The 23,562-nt window shown below is 72.3% G+C and carries 24 protein-coding genes and 1 tRNA gene; 18 read left to right on the forward strand and 7 right to left on the reverse strand.

Annotated elements, in window-relative coordinates; translation table 11 throughout:
* Nucleotides 1–26: 26 nt before the first annotated feature.
* The 6 genes from EDD26_RS09985 to EDD26_RS10010 all read left to right on the forward strand — a co-directional run bounded on the left by EDD26_RS09985 (nt 27) and on the right by EDD26_RS10010 (nt 5,746).
* Nucleotides 27–527, forward strand: coding sequence for an FBP domain-containing protein (locus tag EDD26_RS09985; protein WP_123697576.1), 501 nt, complete (start codon nt 27–29; stop codon nt 525–527).
* Nucleotides 528–535: 8 nt separating this feature from the next.
* Nucleotides 536–1,723 (forward strand): amidohydrolase family protein, encoded by a 1,188-nt coding sequence (locus EDD26_RS09990; RefSeq protein WP_123697577.1) that lies wholly within the window; start codon nt 536–538, stop codon nt 1,721–1,723.
* Nucleotides 1,716–2,912, forward strand: coding sequence for an acetyl-CoA C-acetyltransferase (locus EDD26_RS09995; protein WP_123698535.1), 1,197 nt, complete (start codon nt 1,716–1,718; stop codon nt 2,910–2,912). Before EDD26_RS09990 ends, EDD26_RS09995 begins: the two co-directional genes overlap by 8 nt.
* A 24-nt stretch (nt 2,913–2,936) precedes the next feature.
* On the forward strand, nt 2,937–4,439 hold the full coding sequence (locus tag EDD26_RS10000) for a S10 family peptidase (RefSeq protein ID WP_123697578.1): 1,503 nt from the start codon (nt 2,937–2,939) through the stop codon (nt 4,437–4,439).
* Between the two features lie 141 nt (nt 4,440–4,580).
* Nucleotides 4,581–4,657, forward strand: a tRNA-Pro gene (locus tag EDD26_RS10005).
* A 51-nt stretch (nt 4,658–4,708) separates the two neighbouring features.
* On the forward strand, nt 4,709–5,746 hold the full coding sequence (locus tag EDD26_RS10010) for a group I intron-associated PD-(D/E)XK endonuclease (RefSeq protein WP_123697579.1): 1,038 nt from the start codon (nt 4,709–4,711) through the stop codon (nt 5,744–5,746).
* A gap of 82 nt (nt 5,747–5,828) precedes the next feature.
* Here EDD26_RS10010 and EDD26_RS10015 read toward each other — a convergent pair whose 3' ends face one another.
* The 3 genes from EDD26_RS10015 to EDD26_RS10025 all read right to left on the reverse strand — a co-directional run bounded on the left by EDD26_RS10015 (nt 5,829) and on the right by EDD26_RS10025 (nt 8,843).
* Complete coding sequence (locus EDD26_RS10015) at nt 5,829–7,529, reverse strand: FAD-dependent oxidoreductase (protein WP_123697580.1); 1,701 nt, start codon at nt 7,527–7,529, stop codon at nt 5,829–5,831.
* A gap of 86 nt (nt 7,530–7,615) precedes the next feature.
* Nucleotides 7,616–8,383 carry a phosphatase PAP2 family protein gene (locus tag EDD26_RS10020; RefSeq protein ID WP_123698536.1) on the reverse strand — a complete coding sequence of 256 codons (768 nt, stop codon included), beginning with the start codon at nt 8,381–8,383 and terminating at the stop codon, nt 7,616–7,618.
* Nucleotides 8,384–8,435: 52 nt separating this feature from the next.
* Nucleotides 8,436–8,843: a DUF3054 domain-containing protein gene (locus EDD26_RS10025; RefSeq protein WP_123697581.1), complete on the reverse strand. Its 408-nt coding sequence runs from the start codon at nt 8,841–8,843 to the stop codon at nt 8,436–8,438.
* A 119-nt stretch (nt 8,844–8,962) separates the two neighbouring features.
* On the opposite strand from EDD26_RS10025, the gene EDD26_RS10030 reads away from it, so the two are divergent.
* The 4 genes from EDD26_RS10030 to EDD26_RS10045 all read left to right on the forward strand — a co-directional run bounded on the left by EDD26_RS10030 (nt 8,963) and on the right by EDD26_RS10045 (nt 12,465).
* Nucleotides 8,963–10,096 (forward strand): hypothetical protein, encoded by a 1,134-nt coding sequence (locus EDD26_RS10030; RefSeq protein ID WP_148058726.1) that lies wholly within the window; start codon nt 8,963–8,965, stop codon nt 10,094–10,096.
* Between the two features lie 109 nt (nt 10,097–10,205).
* Nucleotides 10,206–10,946 carry a methionine ABC transporter ATP-binding protein gene (locus EDD26_RS10035; protein ID WP_123697583.1) on the forward strand — a complete coding sequence of 247 codons (741 nt, stop codon included), beginning with the start codon at nt 10,206–10,208 and terminating at the stop codon, nt 10,944–10,946.
* On the forward strand, nt 10,943–11,614 hold the full coding sequence (locus tag EDD26_RS10040) for a methionine ABC transporter permease (RefSeq protein ID WP_123697584.1): 672 nt from the start codon (nt 10,943–10,945) through the stop codon (nt 11,612–11,614). The genes EDD26_RS10035 and EDD26_RS10040 overlap by 4 nt, the downstream gene beginning before the upstream one ends.
* 23 nt (nt 11,615–11,637) lie before the next feature.
* Nucleotides 11,638–12,465: a MetQ/NlpA family ABC transporter substrate-binding protein gene (locus tag EDD26_RS10045; RefSeq protein ID WP_123697585.1), complete on the forward strand. Its 828-nt coding sequence runs from the start codon at nt 11,638–11,640 to the stop codon at nt 12,463–12,465.
* Between the two features lie 18 nt (nt 12,466–12,483).
* On the opposite strand, the gene EDD26_RS10050 is transcribed toward EDD26_RS10045, so the two are convergent.
* Together EDD26_RS10050 and EDD26_RS10055 are read right to left on the reverse strand one after the other, a co-directional pair.
* The gene (locus EDD26_RS10050; protein WP_123697586.1) at nt 12,484–13,707 is read right to left on the reverse strand and encodes a beta-ketoacyl-[acyl-carrier-protein] synthase family protein; all 1,224 of its coding nucleotides are present in this window, start codon (nt 13,705–13,707) and stop codon (nt 12,484–12,486) included.
* A 16-nt stretch (nt 13,708–13,723) separates the two neighbouring features.
* Nucleotides 13,724–15,259, reverse strand: a complete 1,536-nt coding sequence (locus EDD26_RS10055; RefSeq protein WP_123697587.1) for a class I adenylate-forming enzyme family protein — start codon at nt 15,257–15,259, stop codon at nt 13,724–13,726.
* Nucleotides 15,260–15,282: 23 nt separating this feature from the next.
* On the opposite strand from EDD26_RS10055, the gene EDD26_RS10060 reads away from it, so the two are divergent.
* Genes EDD26_RS10060 through EDD26_RS10070 form a run of 3 tightly spaced genes read left to right on the forward strand, consistent with a single transcriptional unit; the run spans nt 15,283 to nt 17,698 of the window.
* On the forward strand, nt 15,283–16,065 hold the full coding sequence (locus EDD26_RS10060; protein WP_123697588.1) for a DUF1684 domain-containing protein: 783 nt from the start codon (nt 15,283–15,285) through the stop codon (nt 16,063–16,065).
* Between the two features lie 35 nt (nt 16,066–16,100).
* A complete protein-coding gene (locus EDD26_RS10065) occupies nt 16,101–16,256 on the forward strand; it encodes a DUF2256 domain-containing protein (RefSeq protein WP_123697589.1) in 156 nt (51 codons plus the stop codon).
* The gene (locus tag EDD26_RS10070; RefSeq protein ID WP_123697590.1) at nt 16,253–17,698 is read left to right on the forward strand and encodes a cryptochrome/photolyase family protein; all 1,446 of its coding nucleotides are present in this window, start codon (nt 16,253–16,255) and stop codon (nt 17,696–17,698) included. The genes EDD26_RS10065 and EDD26_RS10070 overlap by 4 nt, the downstream gene beginning before the upstream one ends.
* A 4-nt stretch (nt 17,699–17,702) precedes the next feature.
* Here the strand turns inward: EDD26_RS10070 and EDD26_RS14725 are convergent, their stop codons facing one another.
* A complete protein-coding gene (locus tag EDD26_RS14725) occupies nt 17,703–17,873 on the reverse strand; it encodes a hypothetical protein (RefSeq protein ID WP_170165605.1) in 171 nt (56 codons plus the stop codon).
* A gap of 103 nt (nt 17,874–17,976) precedes the next feature.
* On the opposite strand from EDD26_RS14725, the gene EDD26_RS10075 reads away from it, so the two are divergent.
* Genes EDD26_RS10075 through EDD26_RS10090 form a run of 4 tightly spaced genes read left to right on the forward strand, consistent with a single transcriptional unit; the run spans nt 17,977 to nt 20,345 of the window.
* Nucleotides 17,977–18,444, forward strand: coding sequence for a MarR family winged helix-turn-helix transcriptional regulator (locus EDD26_RS10075; RefSeq protein WP_245989847.1), 468 nt, complete (start codon nt 17,977–17,979; stop codon nt 18,442–18,444).
* Between the two features lie 35 nt (nt 18,445–18,479).
* Nucleotides 18,480–18,902, forward strand: coding sequence for an organic hydroperoxide resistance protein (locus tag EDD26_RS10080; RefSeq protein ID WP_123697591.1), 423 nt, complete (start codon nt 18,480–18,482; stop codon nt 18,900–18,902).
* A 1-nt stretch (nt 18,903) separates the two neighbouring features.
* Nucleotides 18,904–19,323, forward strand: coding sequence for a DoxX family protein (locus EDD26_RS10085; RefSeq protein WP_123697592.1), 420 nt, complete (start codon nt 18,904–18,906; stop codon nt 19,321–19,323).
* 44 nt (nt 19,324–19,367) lie between these two features.
* Entirely contained in the window at nt 19,368–20,345 is a 978-nt protein-coding gene (locus tag EDD26_RS10090) for a zinc-binding dehydrogenase (protein WP_123697593.1), read from the forward strand.
* Nucleotides 20,346–20,354: 9 nt separating this feature from the next.
* Here EDD26_RS10090 and EDD26_RS10095 read toward each other — a convergent pair whose 3' ends face one another.
* Nucleotides 20,355–20,930 carry a TetR/AcrR family transcriptional regulator gene (locus EDD26_RS10095; protein ID WP_123697594.1) on the reverse strand — a complete coding sequence of 192 codons (576 nt, stop codon included), beginning with the start codon at nt 20,928–20,930 and terminating at the stop codon, nt 20,355–20,357.
* A gap of 111 nt (nt 20,931–21,041) precedes the next feature.
* Here EDD26_RS10095 and EDD26_RS10100 point away from each other — a divergent pair, with 111 nt between their 5' ends.
* Nucleotides 21,042–23,540: an MMPL family transporter gene (locus EDD26_RS10100; RefSeq protein WP_123697595.1), complete on the forward strand. Its 2,499-nt coding sequence runs from the start codon at nt 21,042–21,044 to the stop codon at nt 23,538–23,540.
* Nucleotides 23,541–23,562: the final 22 nt, after the last annotated feature.

Consider the following 23,562-nt stretch of genomic DNA (forward strand, 5'->3'; position numbering starts at 1 on the left):
CAGGGGCGTCCGCTAGCCTCGACGCCATGCGCGAGGTGACCGAGACCGAGCTCCGGGCGTGCTTCGTGAACGCCACGCCGCGCGAGCTCGACCAGCTGCCCATCCCCGGTCTGCACGAGACGATCTGGGCCGAGCGGGAGTACCTGGGCTGGCGAGACCCGCACTCGTCGCGGCTCGGCTACATGGTGCTCTGGCAGGGCGACCGGCTCGTCGGGCTCGTCGTGCGCGCCGCACCCGGCGGCATGCGGCCCGGCATCGCTGCGATGTGCGCCCTGTGCCACTCGACGCAGCCCGCGACGCAGGTCCGCATGTTCAGCGCCCGGCTCGCCGGACCCGGCGGCGACACCGGGAGCTCGATCGGCACCTACATCTGCGAGGACCTGTCGTGCTCGCACATCATCCGCACCGGGCCGCCGCACCTCCTGAACCGCGACCGGATCGCGTCGCGCGCCGAGGGGCTGCACGGTCGCGTGACCGGCTTCGCCGCACGCGTCGAGCGCGCGCTGCGCGAGGCGCTGGACGGCTGAGGCGCCGCATGGCTGAGGAGGCGCGGCTCGCACGGATCGCGAACGTGCGGCCATGGGGCGGTGCCGCCGTCGACCTCGAGCTCGACGGGGACCGGATCGGCGCCATCGTGCCGCACGACCCCGCGGCGCCTCCCTCGCCGGGACGGACGCTGGAGGGTCGGGGGCTCCTCGCGCTGCCCTCGATCGTCAACGCGCACGCCCACGTCGACAAGTCGTGGCTCGGGCTGCCGTGGCAGCCGTACGGGGGCGAGGGGGGCACCGACGGGCGCATCCGCCACGAGCGCGCGCGGCGCGCCGAGCTGGGCATCCCGAGCGTGGAGCGCACGGCGGCCGTGCTCGACGCGCACGCGCGCCACGGGACGACGATCCTGCGCACGCACGTCGACGTCGACCTCGAGCTCGGCACGCGCGGCATCGAGGTCGTGCGCGAGGCGGTCGCGGCCTACGGCGGCGCCATCGAGGCGACGATCGTCGCCTTCCCTCAGGACGGGGTGCTGCGGCGGCCAGGCGTGCTGGCGCTGCTCGACGAGGCCGCGGCGGCCGGGGCCGAGCACGTCGGCGGGCTCGACCCGGCATCGATCGATCGCGACCCGGTCGGCCAGCTCGACGGCATCTTCGCCATCGCCGAGCGCCACGGCGTCGGCATCGACATCCACCTGCACGACGCCGCCGAGCTCGGCGCCTTCCAGCTCGAGCTCATCGTCGAGCGCACGCAGGCGCTCGGGCTCGAGGGGCGCGTCAACATCGCCCACGGCTTCGCCATCGCCCAGCTGCCCGACGCGCGCCGGCGGGACCTGCTGCAGGCGATGGGCGAGCTCGGCATCACCTTCACCACCGTCGCGCCGCTGCGGCTCCCGCAGCTGCCGCTCCACGAGCTCGACGCGGCCGGCGTGGGGTTCGCGTTCGGGACCGACGGCATCCGCGACCTGTGGAGCCCCTACGGCACCGGCGACACGCTGGGGATCGCGTGGCAGTACGCGCGCGCGTCGTCGCTCGTGCGCGACGAGGACCTGCACCGCGTGGTCGAGATCGCCACGCGGGGCGCCGGGCGGTTCGCGGGCCGCGAGCAGCACGACCTCGTCGTCGGCGCTCGAGCGGATGTCGTGCTCGTCGAGGCGGAGCATGCGATGGATGCGCTCGTGCGCGTGCCGCCGCGGCTCGCCGTGGTCGGAGGCGGGCGGCTGCTCCATGGCTGACGCCTTCATCCTCGACACCCTGCGCACGCCGCGCGGCCGGCGCCGCGGCGCGCTCGCCGAGGTGCACCCCGTCCGGCTCGCGGGTGGGCTGCTCGCCTCGCTCGAGGCGCGCGGCGTCCCCGGCGACCGGATCGACGACGTCGTGCTCGGGACGGTCTCGGCCGTGGGGGAGCAGGGTGGCGTGCTCGCGCGCGCGGCCGTCCACGCGGCCGGACTGCCGGACGCGGTGCCGGGGATGCAGGTGAACCGCTACTGCGCATCCGGCCTCGAGGCCGTCACGGCTGCGGCCGCGCGCATCGCGGCCGGCTTCGACGACCTGATCGTCGCTGGTGGCGTCGAGGCGATGACGCGCGTGCCGCTCGGCAGCGATGGCGGCCCCTATGCGACCGATGCGAGCGCGCTCGAGCCGTGGAGCCTCATCCCGCAGGGCGTGAGTGCCGACGCGATCGCCGCGCTCGACGGCTTCAGCCGCGACGACGTCGACCGCTTCGCGCTGCAGTCGCAGCAGCGCGCGGCGGCGGCCTGGGACGCGCAGCGCTTCGCGCGGTCGATCGTGCCGGTCGTCGACGGCGACGGCGGCGTGCTGCTCGACCGCGACGAGCATCCGCGCGCCGGCACGAGCCTCGAGGGGCTCGCCGGCCTGGCGCCCGCGTTCGCAGCCTTCGGCGAGGGCGGCTTCGATGAGGTCGTGCGGCAGCGGCACCCGGAGCTCTCCCGCATCGACCACGTGCACACCGCGGGCAACTCGTCGGGCATCGTCGACGGCGCCGGGCTCGTGGTGATCGCGAGCGAGGCCGCGGCCGCATCGCTCGGTCTCGCGCCGCGTGCTCGGATCGTGGCCGCGACCTCGATCGGCTCGGACCCGACGCTCATGCTCACCGGGCCCGTCGCCGCCACCGAGCGCGTGCTCGCCCGGGCAGGGCTCGGCATCGACGACATCGACCTCTTCGAGGTCAACGAGGCCTTCGCATCCGTCGTGCTGCACTGGATGCGCGAGACGGGCGTCGACGCCGACCGGACGAACGTGAACGGCGGCGCGATCGCGATGGGGCATCCGCTCGGCGCGACCGGCGCGATGCTGCTCGGCACCGCGCTCGACGAGCTCGAGCGGCGCGGTGGCCGGCGCGCGCTCGTGACGCTGTGCGTGGGCGGCGGCATGGCCTCGGCGATGGTGATCGAGCGGGTCTGACCGCGCCTCGGTAGTGTCGGTCGGGTGACCGACAGCTCCGATGCCAAGCCCACCGATGACGCGACGAAGACGCCGGAGGTGCACGCGGTCGACGAGCTCGTCATCACGAAGCACACCCTGACGACCGCCGAGGGCGAGCTCGCCTACACGGCGCGCGCCGGCCGGGTGGTGCTGTGGCAGGAGAAGGTCGAGGACGACGTCTTCCGCGGCCGGAAGCCGCGGGCCCAGGTGGCGATCACCGCCTACACGGCCGACGACGCGGATCCCACGACGCGGCCCGTCACGTTCGCCTTCAACGGCGGGCCCGGATCCGCGAGCGTCTGGCTGCACATGGGCCTGCTCGGTCCGAAGCGCGTGGTGATGGGCGACGCGGGCTCGCTCGCCGCCCCGCCCTACGGCCTCGTCGACAACCCCGAGTCGCTGCTCGCGGTCTCGGACCTCGTCTTCATCGACCCGGTCTCGACCGGGCGGTCGCGGCCCGTGGAGGGGCAGAAGGCGAAGGAGTTCCACGGCTTCACCGCCGACATCGAGTCAGTGGCCGAGATCATCCGCCAGTGGGTGACCGCCGAGGGCCGCTGGATGAGCCCGAAGTTCCTAGCGGGGGAGTCGTACGGCACGACCCGTGCCGCGGGGCTCGCGCAGCTGCTGCAGGAGCAGCTCGGCATGTACCTCAACGGGCTGCTGCTCATCTCGAGCGTGCTCGACTTCTCGACCGCGAACTTCGAGCGCGGCGGTGACCGGGCGCACGCGATGTACCTGCCGTTCTACGCGGCGACCGCCTGGCGACACGGCTTCCACGAGGGGCGGTCGCTCGAGGAGGTCGTCGAGGAGGCGCGCGAGTACGCCGCGCGGGACTACCCGTGGGTGCTGACGCGCGGTGCGCGCCTGGGCTCCGACGAGCGGGCCGCGGCGGTCGCGATCCTCGCGCGGCTCACCGGGCTCGCCGAGTCGTACATCGATCGCGCCGATCTGCGGATCGAGCACTGGCGCTACTTCGGGGAGCTGCTGCGCGACCGCGGGCTCACCGTCGGCCGGCTCGACTCGCGGTTCACGGGGCCGGCGGCGAGCGGCATCGCCGAGCACATGGACGCAGACCCGTCGATGGACGCGATCCTCGGCCCGTACGCGGCGGCGTTCCAGCACTACCTCCACCACGACCTCGGGGTGCGCGACACGGGGCCGTTCCACGTGTTCGGCCTCAACGTGAACGAGCAGTGGAGCTACAAGGAGTTCGAGAACGCGCCGGTCTATGTGATCGACCGGCTCTCCCGCGCGATGCGGCAGAACCCGCACCTCGCCGTGCACTTCGCCTACGGCTGGTTCGACGGTGCGACGCCATTCTCGGCGGCCGAGGACTCGGTCGCGCACCTGCAGATCCCCGAGGCCCTGCGCGACAACCTCGAGCACCGCTACTACGAGGCCGGACACATGATGTACGTCCACGAGCCGTCGCGCGTCGCGCAGTCGGCGGACCTCGCGGACTTCGTGCGCCGGCGCTCGGGGCTCGCCGCATCGCTGCCCCAATAGAAAACCGCACGCACGCGTGAGCATCGAAGTCGAGCGAACAAGCCCAAGGGAACGAATCGACCGCGTCCGTCGTACCTCCGCGTCGCTTCGGATGCGCTAGTCTGTTGCAGTTGCCTTCGGGCAGATCGATCGCAAGATCGACGGGCTGTGGCGCAGCTTGGTAGCGCACCTGACTGGGGGTCAGGGGGTCGCAGGTTCAAATCCTGTCAGCCCGACCACATCGCATGAACCGCGTGAGGCTCTTCCTTCGGGAGGGGCCTCATCGTCGTATGGACGTATCCGCGTTGTGTCCGGTCGACGGGTTGCGCCCCGATGTGGGTGGTCGGCGCGAAGGTGTCTGCATGGCCCGGATACCCGGCTACTCCGACGAGGAGCTCGCGGTCGCCATCGCCGCTGCATCCTCGTGGCGGGGAGTGCTGCGACAGCTCGGCCTCGCTGGGACATCGGGCAACGCCATCCGGGCGTTGCGCAGCCGGGCCGACCGGGTTGGCGCCGACTACGAGCATTTCCGAGGTCAGCGTCGATGGAGCGACGCGCAGATCACCGAAGCAGTCAGGGTCGCTCGCAAGTGGAGCGATGTTGTCGAGCGACTCGATTTGCAGAGCGACGCGGCTCTCGCCACCGTCATCGGTCACGCAGCGCGCATTGGCTTGGACGTCGCGCGCCTCGACGTCCGCAGCCCGGCGCTGCCCAGACATGCACCGACGCCTCAGCTTCGTCATCTTGCTCGCGCGGGGGCGCTGCTGGCCGCATCCTGGTACTCGCTCTGCGGCTGGGACGTGTCGTGGCCGCTCGAACCGAGTCGCTACGACCTGCTCGTCAACGATGGTGCGACTGTCCGTCGGGTCCAGGTCAAGACCACCACCGTGCGGGTGGCGGACTCTTGGAAGGTCTACCTCTCTACCGCGGGTCGTGAGCGCAAGACCTACAGCGCGCACGAGATCGATGAGTTCTTCGTGATCGACGGCGACCTCAACTGCTATCTCATCCCGCTCGCCTCGGTGGGAGGACTGCAGGCGATCCACCTCCGGGCCTACGAGAGCTTCCGTCTACCCAGTGCCTGGAGAATCCTTGGTCCCGCAGGCGCAGAGGCGGCGGCACCGCGTACGCTGTGGCCGTCATCGACGGAAGGGGTCCACGTGTCCCAGGACGAGCACGCCGCTCAGCACCACGTTCCGAGCCCCGGCGAGCCGAGCATCCCGGAGCTCGAGGCCGATCAGACCGAGGCGCCGCGTCCGGAGGAGGAGATCGCCGACGCTCTGCGGGCGGAGCCGGATGCCCGGCGGGGCGACTCGACCCACGAGTAGCACCCGCGCTCTTCGAGACGGTCGAGGGGCCGCAGGCGTCAGGTCCTGCGGGCACGACCGTGATGCCGAGGATGCGCCTGCCTCACGCCGCGGTCTCGGCGAGGTACTGATGGACGAGTGACACGGCCATCGCGCCCTCGCCCACTGCGGACGCGCAGCGCTTGACGGAGCCGCTGCGCACATCGCCCGCGGCGAAGACGCCCACGAGGCTCGTCTCCAGGTTGTACGGCTGCCGCGAGAGCCCCTGCCATCGCTCGCCCTGGAGCGCAGAAGCGTCCAAGGCGTTCCCGGTCAGGACGAAGCCGCGTCGATCGAGCTCGGCCGCGCCGTGGAGCCAGCTCGTGTTCGCCTGGGCACCGATGAAGACGAACAGCCCGCTCGTGCCGATGGGGCGGCGCGAGCCCGAGCGGTTGTCCTCGACCACGATCCCGTCGAGTCGGTCCTCGCCCTCGAGCGCTCTCACCTCGGTGTTCCCAAGGACCTCGATGTTCGCGGCGGCCCGCACCCGGTCGACGAGGTACTTCGACATGCCCTTCGTGAGATCGCTCCCGCGGATGAGCAGACGCACGCTCCTCGTGCGCCTCGCGAGGTACACCGCAGCCTGCCCTGCCGAGTTGCCGCCGCCGACGACGATCACGTCCTCGCCCTCGAATCGCTGCACCTCGGCCTCCGTGGCCGCGTAGTGGATGCCGACGCCTTCGAACTCCTCGAGACGCGGGACGTCGAGCTTCACGTATCGAGCGCCGGATGCGGCGATCACGCTGCGCGCCAGGACCTCGCCGCCGTCGCGGAGGCCGATGCGGTAGCAGGCGCCGTCCCTCGTGAGGCTCACCGCCTCCTCGGGCACGGCGGTCTCGGCGCCGAACTTGTCGGCCTGGGTCAGGGCGCGGGTCGCGAGCTCGAAGCCGGAGAGACCCACGGGGAAGCCCAGGTAGTTCTCGATGCGTGAGCTCGTGCCCGCCTGCCCACCGAGGGCGACCGCCTCGAGGGCGAGCGTCTGGAGACCCTCGGACGACCCGTAGACCGCGGCGCCCAGGCCCGCTGGCCCCGCCCCGACGACGACCAGGTCGTACGTGCGGCCCTTCGGCAGGTCCACCGTGAGTCCCATGATGCGCGCCAGCTCGGGATTGCTGGGGTTCCTGAGCACATGGTCGCCCTGCCAGATCGCGACGGGGGCGTCGGACGGCTTCGCGCCGAACCGCTCGAGCAGCGCCTCGGCGCGCTCCCGATCGTCGTCGAGGTCGATCCACACGTGGGGAAGCCGGTTGCGGGTGGCGAACTCTCGAAGCCGGGTCGCATCACGGTAGTGGCGGGAGCCGACGATCCGAAGGCCGACCCCGGTCTTCATCAGGAACGAGCGCCTGGCCATGAAGGTGTCGAGGATGAGGTTCGAGAGATCCGACTCCTCGGTGACGACCTTCTTCAAGCGGTCCCTGGGGACGGCCAGCAACGTGCCCCCGACGCTCACGACCGCGGAGAGGGGCACGCCCTGCCCGGTGAGCATGTAGAGGTCGCCGAGGAACGTTCCCGGGCCGAAGATCCCCATGGTGCGCACCGTGCCGGCGAAGTCGTCGACCACCCGCACCTCACCCTCGAGGATGACGAAGAAGTCGTTGGTGGTGTCGCCTGCTCGGAAGAGCGTCTGGCCGGCTTCCGTCGTCATCGACCGCCCGTATCCCTTGAGCACCTCGATCTGGTCCGTCCTCAGCGGAGAGGGACCCCTCGTCGTGCGGAACGGCTCTGGGGCGCTCGTGCTGCTCGTCTCGCCTCGTCCGTCAGCCATGGCGCCTCCTCATCGATGCCCCACCCGGCACCAGTATGGTCCCGCGCAGCAGTCGCGCAACGGCCGCAAGACCGCCGCGGCGTCGCTCAGCGGTCCGCGACGATCGGCGTCGCCGACAGCTGCTCGCCTGGCACCTTCACGGTGCGCTTCGTGTCGATCGCGATCACTGCGCCGACGATCACCATCGACAGCGCGATCGACGCGGAGACATCCGTCAGGTAGTGGTAGCCGAGGTAGATCCGCCCGGCCGCCTGCGCGACGATCATCGCGATCGCCACCGCGACCGAGAGCACCGTGAACCACGTCTTCTGCAGCCTGCTCGCGATCAGGAACGCGAGCAGCAGGAAGAAGTCGGAGGCGCCCAGCACATGCCCTGAGGGGAACGAGAACGTGTGGTCCGGGCCGAACAGCATCTCGCCGATCGGCGGGCGCGGGTGTTGCACGATGGGGGCGATCGTCAGCGCCAGGAGCACGCCGGTCAGCATGCCGCCCGCGAGCAGCAGCGGCCGCCAGAGGTGCTTCGCGGTGATCGACCAGGTCACGACGACGACCAGCACGATGATCGGCAGCGCGACCGGACCGAAGATGATCGCGAGCACGATCATGGCCGTCGTGGTGTCCGGCGACCGGAACTGGTCGAACCAGGCGTCGACCGGCACGTCGAGGCGCTCGAACCCCGTCTGGGTGACGACACCGATGAGCAGCGTCGCGAACAGCACCGCGCCGATCACCACGAGCACCGCGGCGGTGACGTAGAGCCGCCTGCGCGCCGCCGGGTCGAGCCGGCGCTCCTCGACGATGAACTTGTCGTTCCACTCGCGGAGGCGCTGCCTGCGCGTGAGCTGCTGGGTCATGTCGATCCCGACGTAGGGCGGCTGCTCGGCGACGGAGCAGAGCCTGATGGTCTCACGTCGACCGGCGTCGGACCGCACGCGCGACGATCCGCCAGCCGACGAGCAGCGCCAGGAGCGTCAGCGTCGCCACGATGACGAACGGCACTGCGGTGCCCTGCCCGGACAGCGCGCGCAGCAGCATCCCTCCGACCAGCGTCACGGCCCACACGGGGAGACCGGTGCGGAGCGGCGCGAACGGTCGACGCCAGGCGAGCGACACGAGCCACCCGAGCCCCAGGGCGACGACGAAGGGCCACGCGGTGGTCAGCAGGCCGATGCCTCCCTCGCCGAGCACGCCGGACTCGTGGGTCGCGCGACCGACAGCGGCGAAGGCGACGACCAGCACGACGTCTATGACGAGCGCACCGACGGCACGCGCCGGCGTGGGGCGGGGTGCGGGGGCGCGGCGCGGCGAAGCCATGCTCAGACCGTATCGACCGTGGCGCCATGCCATGCCCGAGACGTCGTGGAATTGGCGTCTTGCGCGGAGGCGCGCGTCGCATCAGCCTGACCTCGAGGGGGCGGACAAGGGAGAAGCAGATGCTGTTCCAAGCAGACGACGTCGTCGACGTGCGCGGGGAGACCGTCAAGTTCGAACCCATCGGTATTGGGAAGCCCCTCAAGGTGGAGCTTGTCTCCGTCTACGTCGGGAGCACTCGGATGCGCGACGGAGAGCTCCTGGTCATGTCCACGGCGAAGGACCCGGACGCACCGGCCGGTTCCGTCGTCGCGATGAATTGGTGGGGCGACGGTGTGGCATCGCGTGAGACGGTGCCGCTCCACAGCGGCACCGCCGGCACGCGCGTCATCTACTACTCGCCAGCCGAGTCGGCCACGCTGCTCTCGATCTCCGTGAAGCTGAAGTTCGACTACTTCCCGCGTGACGTCGTCCAGGCATGGGCGGACGCTGCGGCGAACATCGCCGGACTGCCGGTGCTGATCGGAGGCATGGCGCTCGCCGGGCCAGCGGGTGCGGCGAGCGCACAAGCCATCGTCGGTGTCGCAGGAGCGGGCGCGAAGCTCGGCATCGCGCTGCTCGATCGGGCGATCGATGGGTCCGGCGTCATCAGCATGGACTGGCCACTCTCCATTGCGGACCCAGGTGCCGTCGCGCAGCGCGCTGGCTTCGTGCTCCTCACGGAGGACAACCGCGTCCTCACTCGAGGGCAGGCAGACAACGTGGTGGCGGGCTACGCGTCGAAGGACGTCTTCGAGTCTGTCGGCGTGCCAGAGGAGTTCCTGGAGGTGGACGGCCGCAGCTTCTACGTGGACGGCCAGGACCAGGTGCTCAGGCACGCGGCGGCAGGGAGCTGGAGCGAGGATTGGCCGTTCCAGGCAGGAGACCAGGTTCGCGGACCCTGGCCCTACGCCCTCGTCAAGGCTCACGGCGCCGACGACGAAGACTTGAAGAAGTGGAAGCCCGCCGCCGTGACTGCAGACCTCGCGGCGAAGTTCCTCAACCGAGATCGCGACGCCGAGCTGCCAGAGCTCACCGAGGCCGTGTTCACCGCCTACTCGGACGTCACGATGCTCAAGCGCGCCGCCCGAATGAAGGGACCGATCGACGCCGAGAAGGACGACGCGAAGAAGGAGTTGCTCGAGAAGCAGCGCGACGCGCTGCTCGATTCCATCCAGGACGAGAAGCTGCAGGAGCTCGCGACCGGCAAGGCGTGACACACGGCCACGCGCGCGACCGCTCCGATTCGGCCGGAGCTCCGCACTGAAGGGCCGCTATTGTTGGACTCAGCCCAACAAAGCCCGCCGCGCGAGAGAAGGCCGACGCATGCCCACGAGCGACCCGGTCGCCTCCCTCGAGCACGTGACGGTCAGCTACGGCACGACGCGCGCCCTCGACGACGTCACCCTCGACGTCGCGAGCGGCGAGATCATCGGCGTGATCGGGGAGTCGGGCGCCGGCAAGTCGACCCTGCTGCGCCTGCTCGACGCGGTCGAGCACCCCTCCGCGGGCAGCATCCGGCTGCTCGGCACCGATCCCGCGGCGCTCGCGACCCGCGAGCTGCGTGCGCTCCGCCGGCGCATCGGGATGGTGTTCCAGGGCTTCAACCTGCTATCGAACCGCACGGTGCGGCAGAACGTCGCCCTGCCGCTCAAGCTGCAGCGCACGAACGACCCGCAGCTCGTCGACAGCCTGCTCGACTACGTCGGCCTCGCCGATCGCGCCCACCACTACCCGGCGCAACTGTCCGGCGGCCAGCAGCAGCGCGTCGCCATCGCCCGCGCGCTCGTCACGCGGCCCGGGCTGCTGCTCGCCGACGAGCCGACGAGCGCGCTCGACAGCCGCACGACCGAGGGCATCCTGCAGCTGCTCGCCGACGCCCGCCGCGACTTCGGCACGACCGTCGTGCTCGTCACGCACGAGCTCGAGGCGGTCGGCGCGATCTGCGACCGCGTCGCGGTGCTCGAGCAGGGCGTGCTGCGGAGCGTCTTCCCGGTCGCGCGGACGGACTACGGCCGCGAGCACGCGAGCTACCTCGAGCACGCGCAGCGGGTGCTCGGCGCATGAACGGTCTGCTCACATCCCTCGCCGCCAACGCCGACCAGATCGGCATCGCGCTCGCCGAGACCGGCTACATGCTGGCGTTCTCGCTCGCGGCGGCCGTCATCATCGGCCTGCCGCTCGGCGTCACGATCTTCCTCACCCGCCCCGGCGGTGCGCTGGAGCGCAAGCCTGTCTGGCGGATCGCCAACCTCTACGTGTCGGTCATCCGCTCGTTCCCCTTCCTGCTGCTCGTCGTCTTCCTGATCCCGCTCACCCGCGCGCTCTACGGCACGACCTTCGGCACCGAGGCCGCGACCTTCCCGCTCTGCTTCGTGGGCGTCGCCATCTACGCCCGGCTCGTCGAGCAGATCCTGCTCGAGATCCCGCCGGGCGTGCTGCAGGCCGCCCGGTCGATGGGGGCGGATGTGCGGCAGACGGTCGTGCACTTCCTCCTGGTCGAGGGTCGGTCGGGCCTCGTCTACGCCCTGACCTCCGCGGCGATCAGCCTCATCTCGTACTCGACGGTGCTCGGCATCGTCGGCGGCGGCGGCATCGGCGACTTCGCCCTGCGCTTCGGCTACCAGGAGTACGACTACCCCCTCATGTACTCGATCATCGCGATCGTCATCATCGGCGTCCTGCTGCTGCAGACCGCCGGCGAGCGCGTCTCGAGCGCCCTCGACAAGCGATGACCCGCACGACCCGGAAGGCTCCCATGACCCGCGCATCCGCACGACCCCGCCACCGCATCCGCCACGCCCTCGCCGCCCTCGCGGCAGGCGTCGGCCTGCTCGCCACCGGCTGCGCCGCACCGGGCGGCGCGGATGCCGCCGAGATCGTCACGATCCGGGTGGCGGCCACCGTCACCCCCATGACCGACGCGGTCGAGGCGGCCGCCGAGGTGATCGAGGAGGGCTACGAGGTCGAGCTCGTGCCCGTGTCGGACTACGTGCAGCCCAACGTGCTCGTGCAGAACGACGAGATCGACGCCAACGTGGTGCAGTTCGAGTCGTTCATGGAGGAGTTCAACGAGCGGAACGGCGCCGACCTCGTCGTCGTGCAGCCCGTCTACGCGACGGTCGTCGCCTTCTACTCCCGCACCCTCGAGTCGCTCGACGACCTGCCCGACGGCGGCAGCGTCGTGATCGCAAACGACAAGGCGAACGCCGCCCGCGCCCTGCAGCTGCTCGCCGACAACGGGATCATCACCCTCGATCCCGCGGTCGAGCGCTTCGCCGCCCGCGTGAGCGACATCGTCGACAACCCACGGAACCTCGAGATCACCGAGGTCGACCTACTGCAGCTCAACACGGCCTACGACGAGGCGGATGCGGTCTACAACCTGCCGTCGTTCGCCCGCCAGATCGGGCTGACGCCCCAGGACGACGGGCTCGTCGTCGAGCAGGACGAGCGCTTCGAGGTGGCGCTCGTCACGCGCGCCGGCAACGCGGACTCGCCGGCCATCGCCGCCCTGCAGCGCGCGCTGACGAGCGACCGCGTGCGCGAGGTGCTCGAGGGCCTCGGGGTGCCGCCGGCGTTCTGAGCCGAGCCGGCTCGCGGGTCAGACCGAGCGCAGCACGAGCGCGGCGTTGTGGCCGCCGAAGCCGAACGACGTCGACAGCACGGTCCGCAGCGCCGCCGGCCGAGCGTCGTGCGCGACGACGTCGAGCTCGGGGAACGCGGGATCGTCGAGGTTGATCGTCGGCGGGATGACGCCGTCGCGCATCGCGAGCAGCGACAGTGCCGCCTCGAGCGTGCCGGCGCCGCCGAGCAGGTGGCCGGTCGTCGACTTCGTCGACGTCACCGGCACCGCGCCGAGCCCGTCGCCGAAGACGGTGCGGAGCGCCGCGGCCTCCATCGCGTCGTTGAGCGGCGTGCCGGTGCCGTGCGCGTTCACGTGGTCGACGTCGGCGGGGGAGCAGTGCGCGTCGTCGAGCGCCTGGCGCATCGCGGCGGCGGCGCCGCTGCCATCCGGGCGCGGCGCGGTCGCGTGGTACGCGTCGGAGGTGACGCCGTAGCCGGCGATCTCGCCCAGCACGTTCGCCCCGCGGCGGCGCGCATGCTCCTCGGACTCGACGAGCAGCGCGGTGGCGCCGGCCGACATGACGAAGCCGCTGCGCGCCCGATCGAAGGGGCGGCTCGCCCGCCACGGCTCGTCGGCGAAGCCCGGCGCCAGCGCGCCGAGCATCGAGTTCACCGCGAGGTTCACGCGGTTCAGGCAGTCGTCCGCGCCGACGACGAGCACCGCGTCGGCGTAGCCGTGGCGGATCGCGCGCAGCGCGTCGCCGAGCCCGACCGCGCCGCTCGCGCAGGTCGCGGCGGTGCCGACGCCGGCCCCTAGCGCGCCGTACCGCTCGCTCAGGAACGCGGCCGCCGCATCCGGACCGCCGTAGACCACGACACCGGGCGGCACCCGGCGCGGGCCGTTCGCGTCGAGCGCTCGCACCGCGTCCTGCGTGAGCGACACCGCCCCCGAGCCGGTCGCGGCGGTCACCCCGAACCGGTGCGGGTCATGCGCGACGAAGCCCGCCATCGCCTCGGCGGCGGCCGCGATGCCGTAGAGCGCGTGCCGGTCGAGCCGCTTGGCGTCGCTCCGCGAGACGTGCGCGAGCGGGTCGAAGCCGCGCACCTGCCCGCCGACCTTGACCGCGAGGTCCGAGACGTCGATGCCCTCGAGGGCGCGGATGCCGCTGCGGCCGCCGACGACGGCGTCCCACGTCGACGCCATGTCGAGGCCGTTCGGCGTCACCGCGCCGATGCCGGTGACGAAGGCGCGGGCGCTCACGGCCGCTCCGCCGCGTTCACAGCCGCTCCGCGGTGCCGTCGGCGATGAGGTCGGCCACCGCGACGCGGCGGATCTTGCCGCCCGCGGTGCGCGGCAGCGCAGCCGCGCGGTAGTAGCGGTGCGGCACGAACTGCGGGGCGAGCAGCCGTCGCAGCGCCTGCTGCATGCGCGCCTTCGGGGGCACGGCGTCGCGGTCGCCCTCGACGACCACCGCGACGATCGCGCCGAGCGACGCATCCGGGAGCGCCACCGCGCAGCACGACTCGCAGCCAGGCACGGTCGCGAGCGCGCGCTCGACCTGGGGCAGCGACACCTTGTGGCCGCCCGAGACGGCGATGTCGCCCGCGCGCCCGGCGAGCTCGATCGTGCCGTCCGCGAGCGCGGCGAGGTCGTGCACGCTCGACCAGCCGTCGGCATCGGTGATGCGCTCGGCGCTCGTCGCCGCGAGGTAGCCCTCGACCGCCGAGGCGACCCGCACGTGCAGCGTGCCGATCTCGCCATCCGGGAGCGACCGCCCGGCGTCGTCGCGCACAGCCACCTCGACGCCGTCGAACGGCGTCAGCCGGGTGCCGTCGCCGACGTCGCTGTAGCCGATGAAGCCGATCTCGGAGGCGCCGTAGTAGCTGCGCAGCCGCGCGCCCGGGACCGCGGCCTCGAACACGTCGCGGATGCGCTCGCCCTGGTTGGCGCCGCCGGTGATGACCGTGCGGAGCGACGCGAGCGCTCCCGCACCCGACGGCGAGCGCTCGGCGGCCGCGGCGAGCGCGAGCAGCATCGCCGGCACCCCGACGAAGCGCTCGATGCGCTCCTCCTCGATCGTGCGGACCGCGGCGACCGCGTCGAAGCCCGACTGCAGGTGCAACGAGCCGCCCGTCGCCAGCACCTCGACGAGCGCGTAGAGCGTGAGGCTGTACGAGACGGGCCCCGGCGCGAGCGTGCGCATGCCCTCCTCCGCCCCGAGGAAGGCGCGGCTCACGCTCACGTTGATGTCCCAGCTGCCCCGCGTGCGCAGGAAGCCCTTCGGCAGATCGGTCGTGCCGGACGTGAACAGCAGCAGGAACGGCTCGTCGCGCGGCCGCACCTCCGGGCCGGCCGAGGCAGGCGCCTCCGCCGCCACCGCGTCGAAGCGGTCGAGCGACACGGCCGTGCCTCCCCAGGGCTCGAGCCCTGCCAGCGCGTGCTCGAAGCTCGCGTCGTCGGTCACGACGATCGCCGGGTCGACGCGACGGATGGTCTCGAGCCGGTGCTCCTCGGGCCACAGCGGGTCGAGCACGGCGATGATCGCGCGGAACGACGTCACGCCGCTGATCCAGCGCGCGATGTCGATCGCGCGCGACAGTGAGATGGCGATGATCGGCACGCCGCCGGTCTCCGCGCTCGTGCGTCCCGCAGGCGTCGCGCCGGGCCCGCCGAGCAGCTGCTCGATGCCGCTGCGGATGCGCGAGCACTCGGCGCGCAGATCGCCGTAGGTGATGCGCTCCCCGTCGCCGGCGAGCGCGAGCCGCCCGGGATCCGACTCGGCGACGGCGATGATGCTGCCGGTGAACGTCACCCTGCGAGTCTAGGCTCGGCGCCGTGACGGACTTCAGGGACGCAGCGCAGTTCGAGGAAGCATGGCGGCGCTGGCAGGCGGTGCGCTGGCGCACGGTCGCCGGTCCGCATGGCATCGCGGCGCTCGCGGCGACGGTCTGGCTCAGCGACGCCGACCAGGCGGTCGACGGCGTCGACGGCCGCTGGCGCGCGGATGGCGACCTCGTCGTCGGGACGGGCCTGCAGGCATCCGGCTACCGGCATCGCGACGGCTCGCCGGTGGCCGACACCGTCACCCTCCACGCGGGCGAGACGCTCGTCGCCGGCGACGCGCTGGTGCGCGCCTTCGTGCGGGAGGGCGTCCCGGCCCTGCGTCGCATCGACCCGAACACCGATCGCCGGGTGCGCCTGCGCGAGATCGCGACGCATCGACCGGATCACGCGTGGGTGGTGACGGCGCGCTGGACGCCGAGCGACGAGCCGCTCGAGGTAGAGGCCGTCGACGGGCATCGCACGACCCGCCGCGACGCCGGCACGCTCGCGTTCGAGCTCGGCGGCCGCGAGCGGTCGCTCATCGCGACCCGTGGCGATGGCGAGCTCGCCGTGGTCTTCGCCGACGCGGCGGGCGACGAGCAGTACCCGTTCCGCTTCCTGCGCCCCCGGCTGCCCGACGAGCACGGCGTCACGACGCTCGACTTCAACCGCTCGTTCCTGCCGCCGTGCGCCTTCAGCGACCACTACGTCTGCCCGATGCCGCCGCCCGGCAACCGGCTCGACCTGCGGGTCGGCGTGGGGGAGCGGATGCCCGTCTACGACGAGGCGCGCTGACCAGCGCTGTCAGCGGCATCCGGCACACTGTCGCCATGCCCCGCCCACCGCGCGAGCAGAAGCCCTGCGAGCACTGCGGCCGTCCGTTCGAGGATCGCAAGCGCTGGGCGAGCCGCGATCAGTGGGAGCAGGTGCGCTACTGCTCGCGCTCCTGCCGCGCGGCAGCGGCGAAGGTGCGCCGCGCTCGATGAAGGCCGCGCTCATCCTCGGCACGCAGCTGCTCGAGCGGCATCCCGCGTTCGATGACGACGAGATCGATGAGCTGTTCCTCGTCGAGTCGGCGGCGCTCTTCGACCGGCTGCCGTATCACCAGCACAAGATCGTGCTCGTGCTCTCGGCAATGCGCCACATGGTCGACCGCTTGGAGCGGGAGGGCCGCACCGTGCGCACCGTCCGCCTGGGGGACGGGCTCTCCTTCGCCGAAGGCGTCACCCGGCTCATCGAGCGGCACGGCGCCGAGGGCATCGCGTGGATGCGCGCCGCCGACCGTGGCGTCGATCGGCGCATCGATCGCATCGCGGCCCGGGCGGGCATGCGCACGCGTCGCTGGGCGGACCGGGCGTTCCTCACGCCCGAGCCAGAGCTCGACGCCTGGTTCCGCGACCACCCGCGGGCGCGCATGGAGGACTTCTACCGCTGGCAGCGCCAGCGCACCGGCATCCTCATGGAGGGCGAGAGCCCCGCCGGCGGTCGCTGGAACTACGACGTCGACAACCGCGAGCCGCTGCCGAAGGGCGGCATCGACATCCCGCCCGTGCCGCGGCGAGAGCCCGACGCGATCACGCTCGAGGTCATCGACGAGGTGCGCGAGCGCTTCCCCGACCATCCGGGCGACGCGCGCGACTTCTGGCTCCCCGTCACGCACGAGGATGCGCGCGCGTGGCTCGGCGCGTTCGTCGACGAGCGGCTGCCCGAGTTCGGGCGCTTCGAGGACGCGATGGCGGCCGACGAGCCGGTGCTCTTCCACTCGGTGCTGACGCCCTCGCTCAACCTCGGGCTGCTCACGCCGCACGACGTCGTCGACGCGGTGCTCGAGGCGAGCGGCGACGTGCCCCTGCCGTCGCTCGAGGGCTTCGTGCGCCAGGTGATCGGCTGGCGCGAGTACATGCGCGGCATGTACCGCGCGCATCCCGAGCTCGACGGCGCGAACGCGCTCGGGCTCACGCGCGAGCTCGAGCCGTGGTGGTACACCGGCGATGGCATCCCGGACGAGCTCCCGGTCCCGGTGCGGACGGTGCTCGAGCGCGTGCTCCGCCACGGCTATGCGCACCACATCGAGCGGCTCATGGTGCTCGGCAACTGGTTCCTGCTCGAGGGCTACGCGCCGGCATCCGTCAACCGCTGGTTCCTCTCGCTCTTCGTCGACGCGTACGAGTGGGTGATGGTGCCGAACGTCTTCGGCATGAGCCAGTTCGCCGACGGCGGCATGGTCGGCACGAAGCCCTACGTCTCGGGCGGCGCCTACCTGCAGCGGATGGGCCGCTGGTGGCCGTCCGCACGTGCGGCGAAGGAGTCGGCGTTCACCGACGGCTACTGGGACTTCCTGCAGCGGCACGAGGCCGTGCTCAAGGGCAATCCGCGGCTCGCGCTGCCGCTCGCGCAGATGCGGGCACGACGCGAGCCCGAGCGCTGAGCCGTCAGTGCCCGATGCCGATGAGGCCCCCCACGGCGGGGCACGCTGAGCGGTAGTCGGCGGGCACCTCGTGCATCGGCGCCGTGTCGGCCCAGGGCAGCTCCAGCCGCTCGCCGAACGGGAGCGCCGCCCCGTCGATGACGAGCGAGTGGGGTCCAAGGCCGACGCTGGCCATGAGGACCGCGCCGTGGCGGGTCGGGTCACCCTCGAGCCTGACCTCGCCGCCCAGCCGCCGTCAATAGGTTGTGCACAACCGATATCTGTGCGAGGCTCGAGCCATGCCCTCGCAGCCCGTGACCGACCGGATGGTCTGCTTCGCGCTCTACTCCGCCGCCCGCGCCACGACGCAGGCGTACCGCGCGCTGCTGGAGCCGTGGAGCCTCACGTACCCGCAGTACCTCGTGCTCGTCACGCTCTGGGTCGAGGGGCCGCAGAGCGTGAAGGACCTCGGCGAGCAGATGCAGCTCGACAGCGGCACGCTGTCGCCGCTGCTCGCGCGCATGGAGCGCGACGACCTCGTCGTGCGCGAGCGCAGCAGCGCCGACGGCCGCGTCGTGGAGGTGCGCACCACCCCGCGCGGCGTCGCGCTCCGGGCCGAGCTCGCGCACATCCCGTCCGCGGTGGCACGCGGGCTCGGCCTCGACGGCGACGTCGACGGCGAGCGGATGCTGGCGACCCTGCACGGCATCACCGCATCGATGCACGCGGTGACCGACGATCCCTCGTCGGTCACCGGACGACGATGACGACGCATCCGCGCCGTCGAGACGAGAGGAGCACCATGGACGTGCTGTACACCGCAGAGGCACTGTCGACCGGAGCCGGCCGCGACGGTCGCGTGACGACGGTCGACGGCCGGCTCGACCTCGAGATGGCCGTGCCGAAGGAGATGGGCGGCTCCGGCGCGGGCGCCAACCCCGAGCTGCTCTTCGCCGCCGGCTATGCCGCGTGCTTCCACTCCGCGCTGCAGTCGGTCGCGCGCTCGCAGCGCGAGCGCCTCACCGACTCGAGCGTCGGCAGCCGCGTGCAGATCGGCCCGGACGGCTCCGGCGGCTTCCAGCTGTCGGTGCACCTCGAGGTCGTGCTGCCCGGCGTCGCGGAGGACCGCGCCCGCGAGCTCGTCGACGCCGCCCACACCGTCTGCCCCTACTCGAACGCGACCCGCGGCAACATCGAGGTCTCCATCGCCGTCTCGGACGACTGACGTGGCGCGCGCGATCGTGCGGGTGCTGCTCGGCGCGGCGCTCGCCTTCGCCGGCATCGGCCACCTCACGTTCGCCCGCACCGAGTTCCAGGCGCAAGTGCCCGGCTTCGTGCCGCTCGACACCGACGTCACCGTCGTGGCATCGGGCGTCGTCGAGATCGTCCTGGGCATCGCGCTCATCGTCGTCCGGCGCCACCGCGCGCTCGTGGGATGGATCGTCGCCGCGTTCTTCGTCGCGGTCTTCCCCGGCAACATCGCGCAGTGGGCGGAGGGGCGCGACGGCTTCGGCCTCGACTCCGACGCCGCACGCTTCGGCCGCCTGTTCTTCCAGCCCGTGCTCGTCGCGGTCGCCCTGTGGTCGACCGGCGCATGGGATGCGCTCCGTCGCCGATGGCGCGCGCGTAGCCGCCCCGTGGCGTGAGCACTCACCGACCCACCTGACACACCCGACCGAGAGGAGCACGCATGCGTGCCATCGTCCATGAGCAGTTCGGCGAGCCGGAGGACGTGCTGCACGTCCTCGACCGCCCCACCCCCGAGCCCGGCCCCGGCCAGGTCCGCGTGCGCACGACGCTCGCCACCATCCACAACCACGACCTCTGGACCGTGCGCGGCACCTATGGCTTCAAGCCGGAGCTGCCCGCCGCGAGCGGCACCGAGGCGGTCGGCGTGGTGGAGGCGGTCGGCGAGGGCGTCGAGGCGCTCGCGGTCGGCGACCGCGTGATCGCGGGTGGCATCTTCGGCGTCTGGGCCGAGCAGTTCGTCGCGGACGCGGTGGCGCTCATGCCCGCCCCTGCGGGGCTGCCCGACCAGGCCGCCGCGCAGCTGGTCGCGATGCCGTTCAGCGCCATCAGCCTGCTCGAGGCCCTCTCGCTCGAGCCCGGGCAGTGGATCGTGCAGAACGCTGCGAACGGCGCGGTCGGCCGGATGGTCGCGCAGCTCGCGCGAGCACGGGGCGTGCGCGTCGTCGGTCTCGTGCGTCGCCCCGAGGGCGTCGACGAGCTGCGCGACGCGGGCATCGACGACGTCGTGGCGACCTCCGAGGACGGCTGGGCCGACCGCATCCGCGCCATCACGGGCGGGGCGCCGATCGTGGCGGGCGTCGACTCGGTCGGCGGCTCGTCGGCAGGCGATGTGCTGTCGGTGCTCGCGGAGGGCGGCACGCTCGTGGCGTTCGGTGCGATGGGCTCGCCGACGCTCGAGCTGTCGTCGGGCGACCTCATCTTCAAGCAGGCGACGGTGCGCGGCTTCTGGGGCAGCATGGTGAGCCGCCAGATGGCGCCGGCGCTCAAGCAGCGGCTCTTCGCAGAGCTCTCGGAGCGGATCGGCACGGGCGAGCTGACGCTGCCCGTCTCGAGCGTGCACGGGTTCGACGACGTGCGGGGCGCCGTGCTCGCGAGCCTGACGCCCGGCCGCGTCGGCAAGGTGCTGCTGCGACCGTAGCCTCGGCGGTCAGCCGGTCGGCGCGCCGAGCACGGCGTCGAGCAAGCGCTCGGCGTCGGCCGGCCCGGCCGGCTCGCGGCTGAGCGCGCGCAGCACCACCGCGCCGATGAGCGCCTCCGCGAGCTCGCCGGTCAGCGCCCCCGGCTGGAGGTTGGCGGTCGTCCCGATCGCGGCGTCCAGCCGGCCGGAGATCGACGCGGAGCCGGTGAGGCTGTCGCGCAGGCCCGCGCCGACCTCCGGATGCTCGGCGGCTGCCGCGATGAGCGAGAGCACGAGGCGCTGCTCGGCCTCCATGACGCGGAAGACGGTCGTGAGCCACGCAGCCATGTCGGCGCGCACGTCCCCGGTGTCGGGCAGCGCGAGGCGGCCGGGCAGCAGCCGGCCCTCGAGCAGGCACTCGGCGACCAGCGGTCCCTTCGAGCCCCACCAGCGGTAGATCGTCTGCTTGCCGACGCCCGCGCGCGCGGCGATGCCCTCGATCGTGAGGTGGTCGTAGCCGACCTCTGCGAAGAGCGCGGCGGTCGCCTCGAGGATCGCGATGCGCGCCGGCTCGCTGCGGACGGGGCCGGTGCGGGGTAGAGCCACGGGTCCTCCTCGGATCATAGACGAGACGTTGCGTGTTATCTTAGGCGGGCTTGTCGGAGTCGGGAGCGCCTGGCCCGGCCACGCGCTCTCGCGGAGCTGGAAGGGCACCCATTGGCCGAGCTGCTGCACCGCCTCGGAACGTTCGCCGCACGTCGCGCGTGGACGGTCCTGATCGCCTGGATCGTCATCCTCGGCGTCGCCGTCGGCGGCTTCCTCGTCGGCTTCAAGGGGCTCTCGTCGAGCTTCGACATCCCCGGCACCGCCTCCGGCGACGTGATCGCCGAGCTCGAGCAGGAGCTGCCGGACTTCGCCGGCGCGACGGGCACCGTGGTCGTGCACGCCACCGATGGCGCGATCACCGACGAGCAGCGCGAGCAAGTCACGGCGCTCATCGACGGCGCCGAGGGGCTGCCCGACGTCGCCGCGGTGAACGACCCCTTCGCCACCGAGGAGGAGCGCGCCGAGCAGCAGCGCCAGCTCGAGGACGGCCGCGCGCAGCTCGAGGCCGGACAGCAGCAGATCGACGACGGCCGCGCGCAGCTCGAGGCGGGCGCCGCCCAGCTCGAGGCCGGCCAGGCCGCGCTCGACGCCGGCCGCGCGCAGGCGGAGGCCGCGGGCTTCCCGACCGCTCAGCTCGACGCCCAGCAGGCGCAGCTCGATGCGCAGCGCGCGGTCGTCGAGGAGCAGCGCGCCCAGCTCGACGAGGGCCAGGCCGAGCTCGAGACCCAAGCGGCCCGCCTCGAGCGCGGCACCGAGCTGCTCGAGCTCGCCGACGGCATCCGGCTCGTCTCGGACGACGGCGCGACCGCGCTCGTCACCGTCTCGTACACCGAGACCCGCCTCGAGCTGCCGCAGGAGTCGAAGGACGCCACCATGGCGCACTTCCTGTCGCAGCCGATCGACGGTGTCGAGATCTCGTTCTCGACCGACATCGCGCAGGGCGTGCCGGAGATCGTCGGCGTCGGCGAGGCGGTCGGCGTCGCGCTCGCGGCGGTCGTGCTCGTCGTCGTGCTCGGCTCGCTGCTCGCGGCGGCGCTCCCGATCGTCACCGCCATCTTCGGCGTCGCGATCGGCGCGATGGCGATGCTGTCGTTCTCCGGGCTCGTGCAGATGGCGTCGGTGACGCCCATCCTCGGCCTCATGCTCGGCCTCGCGGTCGGGATCGACTACGCGCTCTTCATCATCTACCGGCACCGCAAGCAGCTGCTGCGCGGCGCCGACGTCGTCGAGTCGATCGGGCTCGCGAACGGCACCGCGGGCAACGCGGTCGTCTTCGCCGGCATCACCGTGATCGTCGCGCTGCTCGCGCTCGGCATCACCGGCATCCCCTTCCTCGGCCTGATGGGCGTCTCGGGCGCCGTGAGCGTCGCGGTCGCGGTGCTCATCGCGATCTCGGCCACGCCCGCGCTGCTCGGCCTCGCCGGCCGTCGCATCCTCAGCCGCCGCGCGATCGCGAAGGCCGCCGCGGCCGAGGCCGACGGATCCACGGCGGATGCGCTGCAGGCGGTGCGGCCGATGTCGAACGCACGCGCGATCATCAGCGCCGTGCTCGCGGTCGCGGTGCTGCTCACGATCGCCATCCCGTCGCTCTCGATGCGCCTGGGCCTGCCCGACGGCGGCTCCGAGGCGGCGGACTCGACCGCCTACCGCGCGTTCACGCTCACCGAGGCTGCCTTCGGGGAGGGTCAGAACGGCCCGCTGCTCGTCACGGCCGCCCTGCCGGGCGACCTCGACGAGCTCGAGGTCGAGGAGCGACAGCTCACCGTCGCCCGGGAGCTCGCGGCCCAGGACGACGTCGTCGCGGTCGCCCCCATCGCCGTCTCGGACGACGAGCGCCTCGCGGTGTTCCAGGTCGTGCCCGCGGAGGGCCCCAACAGCGAGTCGACCGAGGCGCTCGTGCGCGAGCTGCGCACGATGCCGCCGGTGGACGGCGACATGGCGCTCGGCGTCGCGGGCCAGGCCGCCAGCAACATCGACATCTCCGAGGGGCTCGCCGACGCGCTGCCGCTCTACCTCGCGGTCGTCGTGGGGCTCTCGTTCCTCATCATGGTGATGGTCTTCCGCTCGCTGCTCGTGCCGCTCATCGCCACCGGCGGCTTCGTGCTCTCGCTCTTCGCGACCTACGGCGCCGTCACCGCGGTGTTCCAGTGGGGCTGGCTCGGCGAGCTGTTCGGCGTGCACCAGCCGGGCCCGATCCTCAGCTTCCTGCCGGTCATCCTCGTCGGCATCCTCTTCGGCCTGGCGATGGACTACCAGCTCTTCCTCACGACCGGGATGCGCGAGGCGTACATGCACGGCGCGGAGGCGCGCCTCGCGGTCGCGCGCGGCTTCCGCGCCGGCCGCAGCGTCGTGGTCGCGGCCGCCCTCATCATGATCGCCGTCTTCGCGGGCTTCATCGCCTCGGAGTCGGTCATCATCAAGGCGATGGGCCTCGGGCTCTCGCTCGGCGTGCTGCTCGACGCGTTCGTGGTGCGGATGCTGCTGGTGCCGGCGATCATGCACCTGGTCGGCAAGGGCGCGTGGTGGCTGCCCCGATGGCTCGACCGCATCATCCCGAACGTGGACGTCGAGGGCGCCGCGCTCGAGCGGCAGCACCCCGCGCACCACTGACGGCGCCGACGCGTAGGGTGCA

The organism is Agrococcus jenensis (genome assembly GCF_003752465.1).
In the GTDB taxonomy this organism is placed as follows: domain Bacteria; phylum Actinomycetota; class Actinomycetes; order Actinomycetales; family Microbacteriaceae; genus Agrococcus; species Agrococcus jenensis.

What these genes read in the sequence shown, in the direction of transcription:
- EDD26_RS10020 (WP_123698536.1), bottom strand. Translation starts at nt 8,383, where the DNA reads ATGACCCAGCAGCTCACGCGCAGGCAGCGCCTCCGCGAGTGGAACGAC.
- EDD26_RS10025 (WP_123697581.1), bottom strand. Translation starts at nt 8,843, where the DNA reads ATGGCTTCGCCGCGCCGCGCCCCCGCACCCCGCCCCACGCCGGCGCGT.
- EDD26_RS10010 (WP_123697579.1), top strand. Translation starts at nt 4,709, where the DNA reads ATGGACGTATCCGCGTTGTGTCCGGTCGACGGGTTGCGCCCCGATGTG.
- EDD26_RS10070 (WP_123697590.1), top strand. Translation starts at nt 16,253, where the DNA reads ATGAAGGCCGCGCTCATCCTCGGCACGCAGCTGCTCGAGCGGCATCCC.
- EDD26_RS09990 (WP_123697577.1), top strand. Translation starts at nt 536, where the DNA reads ATGGCTGAGGAGGCGCGGCTCGCACGGATCGCGAACGTGCGGCCATGG.
- EDD26_RS10045 (WP_123697585.1), top strand. Translation starts at nt 11,638, where the DNA reads ATGACCCGCGCATCCGCACGACCCCGCCACCGCATCCGCCACGCCCTC.
- EDD26_RS10015 (WP_123697580.1), bottom strand. Translation starts at nt 7,529, where the DNA reads ATGGCTGACGGACGAGGCGAGACGAGCAGCACGAGCGCCCCAGAGCCG.
- EDD26_RS14725 (WP_170165605.1), bottom strand. Translation starts at nt 17,873, where the DNA reads ATGGCCAGCGTCGGCCTTGGACCCCACTCGCTCGTCATCGACGGGGCG.
- EDD26_RS10080 (WP_123697591.1), top strand. Translation starts at nt 18,480, where the DNA reads ATGGACGTGCTGTACACCGCAGAGGCACTGTCGACCGGAGCCGGCCGC.
- EDD26_RS10030 (WP_148058726.1), top strand. Translation starts at nt 8,963, where the DNA reads ATGCTGTTCCAAGCAGACGACGTCGTCGACGTGCGCGGGGAGACCGTC.
- EDD26_RS10090 (WP_123697593.1), top strand. Translation starts at nt 19,368, where the DNA reads ATGCGTGCCATCGTCCATGAGCAGTTCGGCGAGCCGGAGGACGTGCTG.
- EDD26_RS10035 (WP_123697583.1), top strand. Translation starts at nt 10,206, where the DNA reads ATGCCCACGAGCGACCCGGTCGCCTCCCTCGAGCACGTGACGGTCAGC.
- EDD26_RS10065 (WP_123697589.1), top strand. Translation starts at nt 16,101, where the DNA reads ATGCCCCGCCCACCGCGCGAGCAGAAGCCCTGCGAGCACTGCGGCCGT.
- EDD26_RS09995 (WP_123698535.1), top strand. Translation starts at nt 1,716, where the DNA reads ATGGCTGACGCCTTCATCCTCGACACCCTGCGCACGCCGCGCGGCCGG.
- EDD26_RS09985 (WP_123697576.1), top strand. Translation starts at nt 27, where the DNA reads ATGCGCGAGGTGACCGAGACCGAGCTCCGGGCGTGCTTCGTGAACGCC.
- EDD26_RS10040 (WP_123697584.1), top strand. Translation starts at nt 10,943, where the DNA reads ATGAACGGTCTGCTCACATCCCTCGCCGCCAACGCCGACCAGATCGGC.
- EDD26_RS10075 (WP_245989847.1), top strand. Translation starts at nt 17,977, where the DNA reads ATGCCCTCGCAGCCCGTGACCGACCGGATGGTCTGCTTCGCGCTCTAC.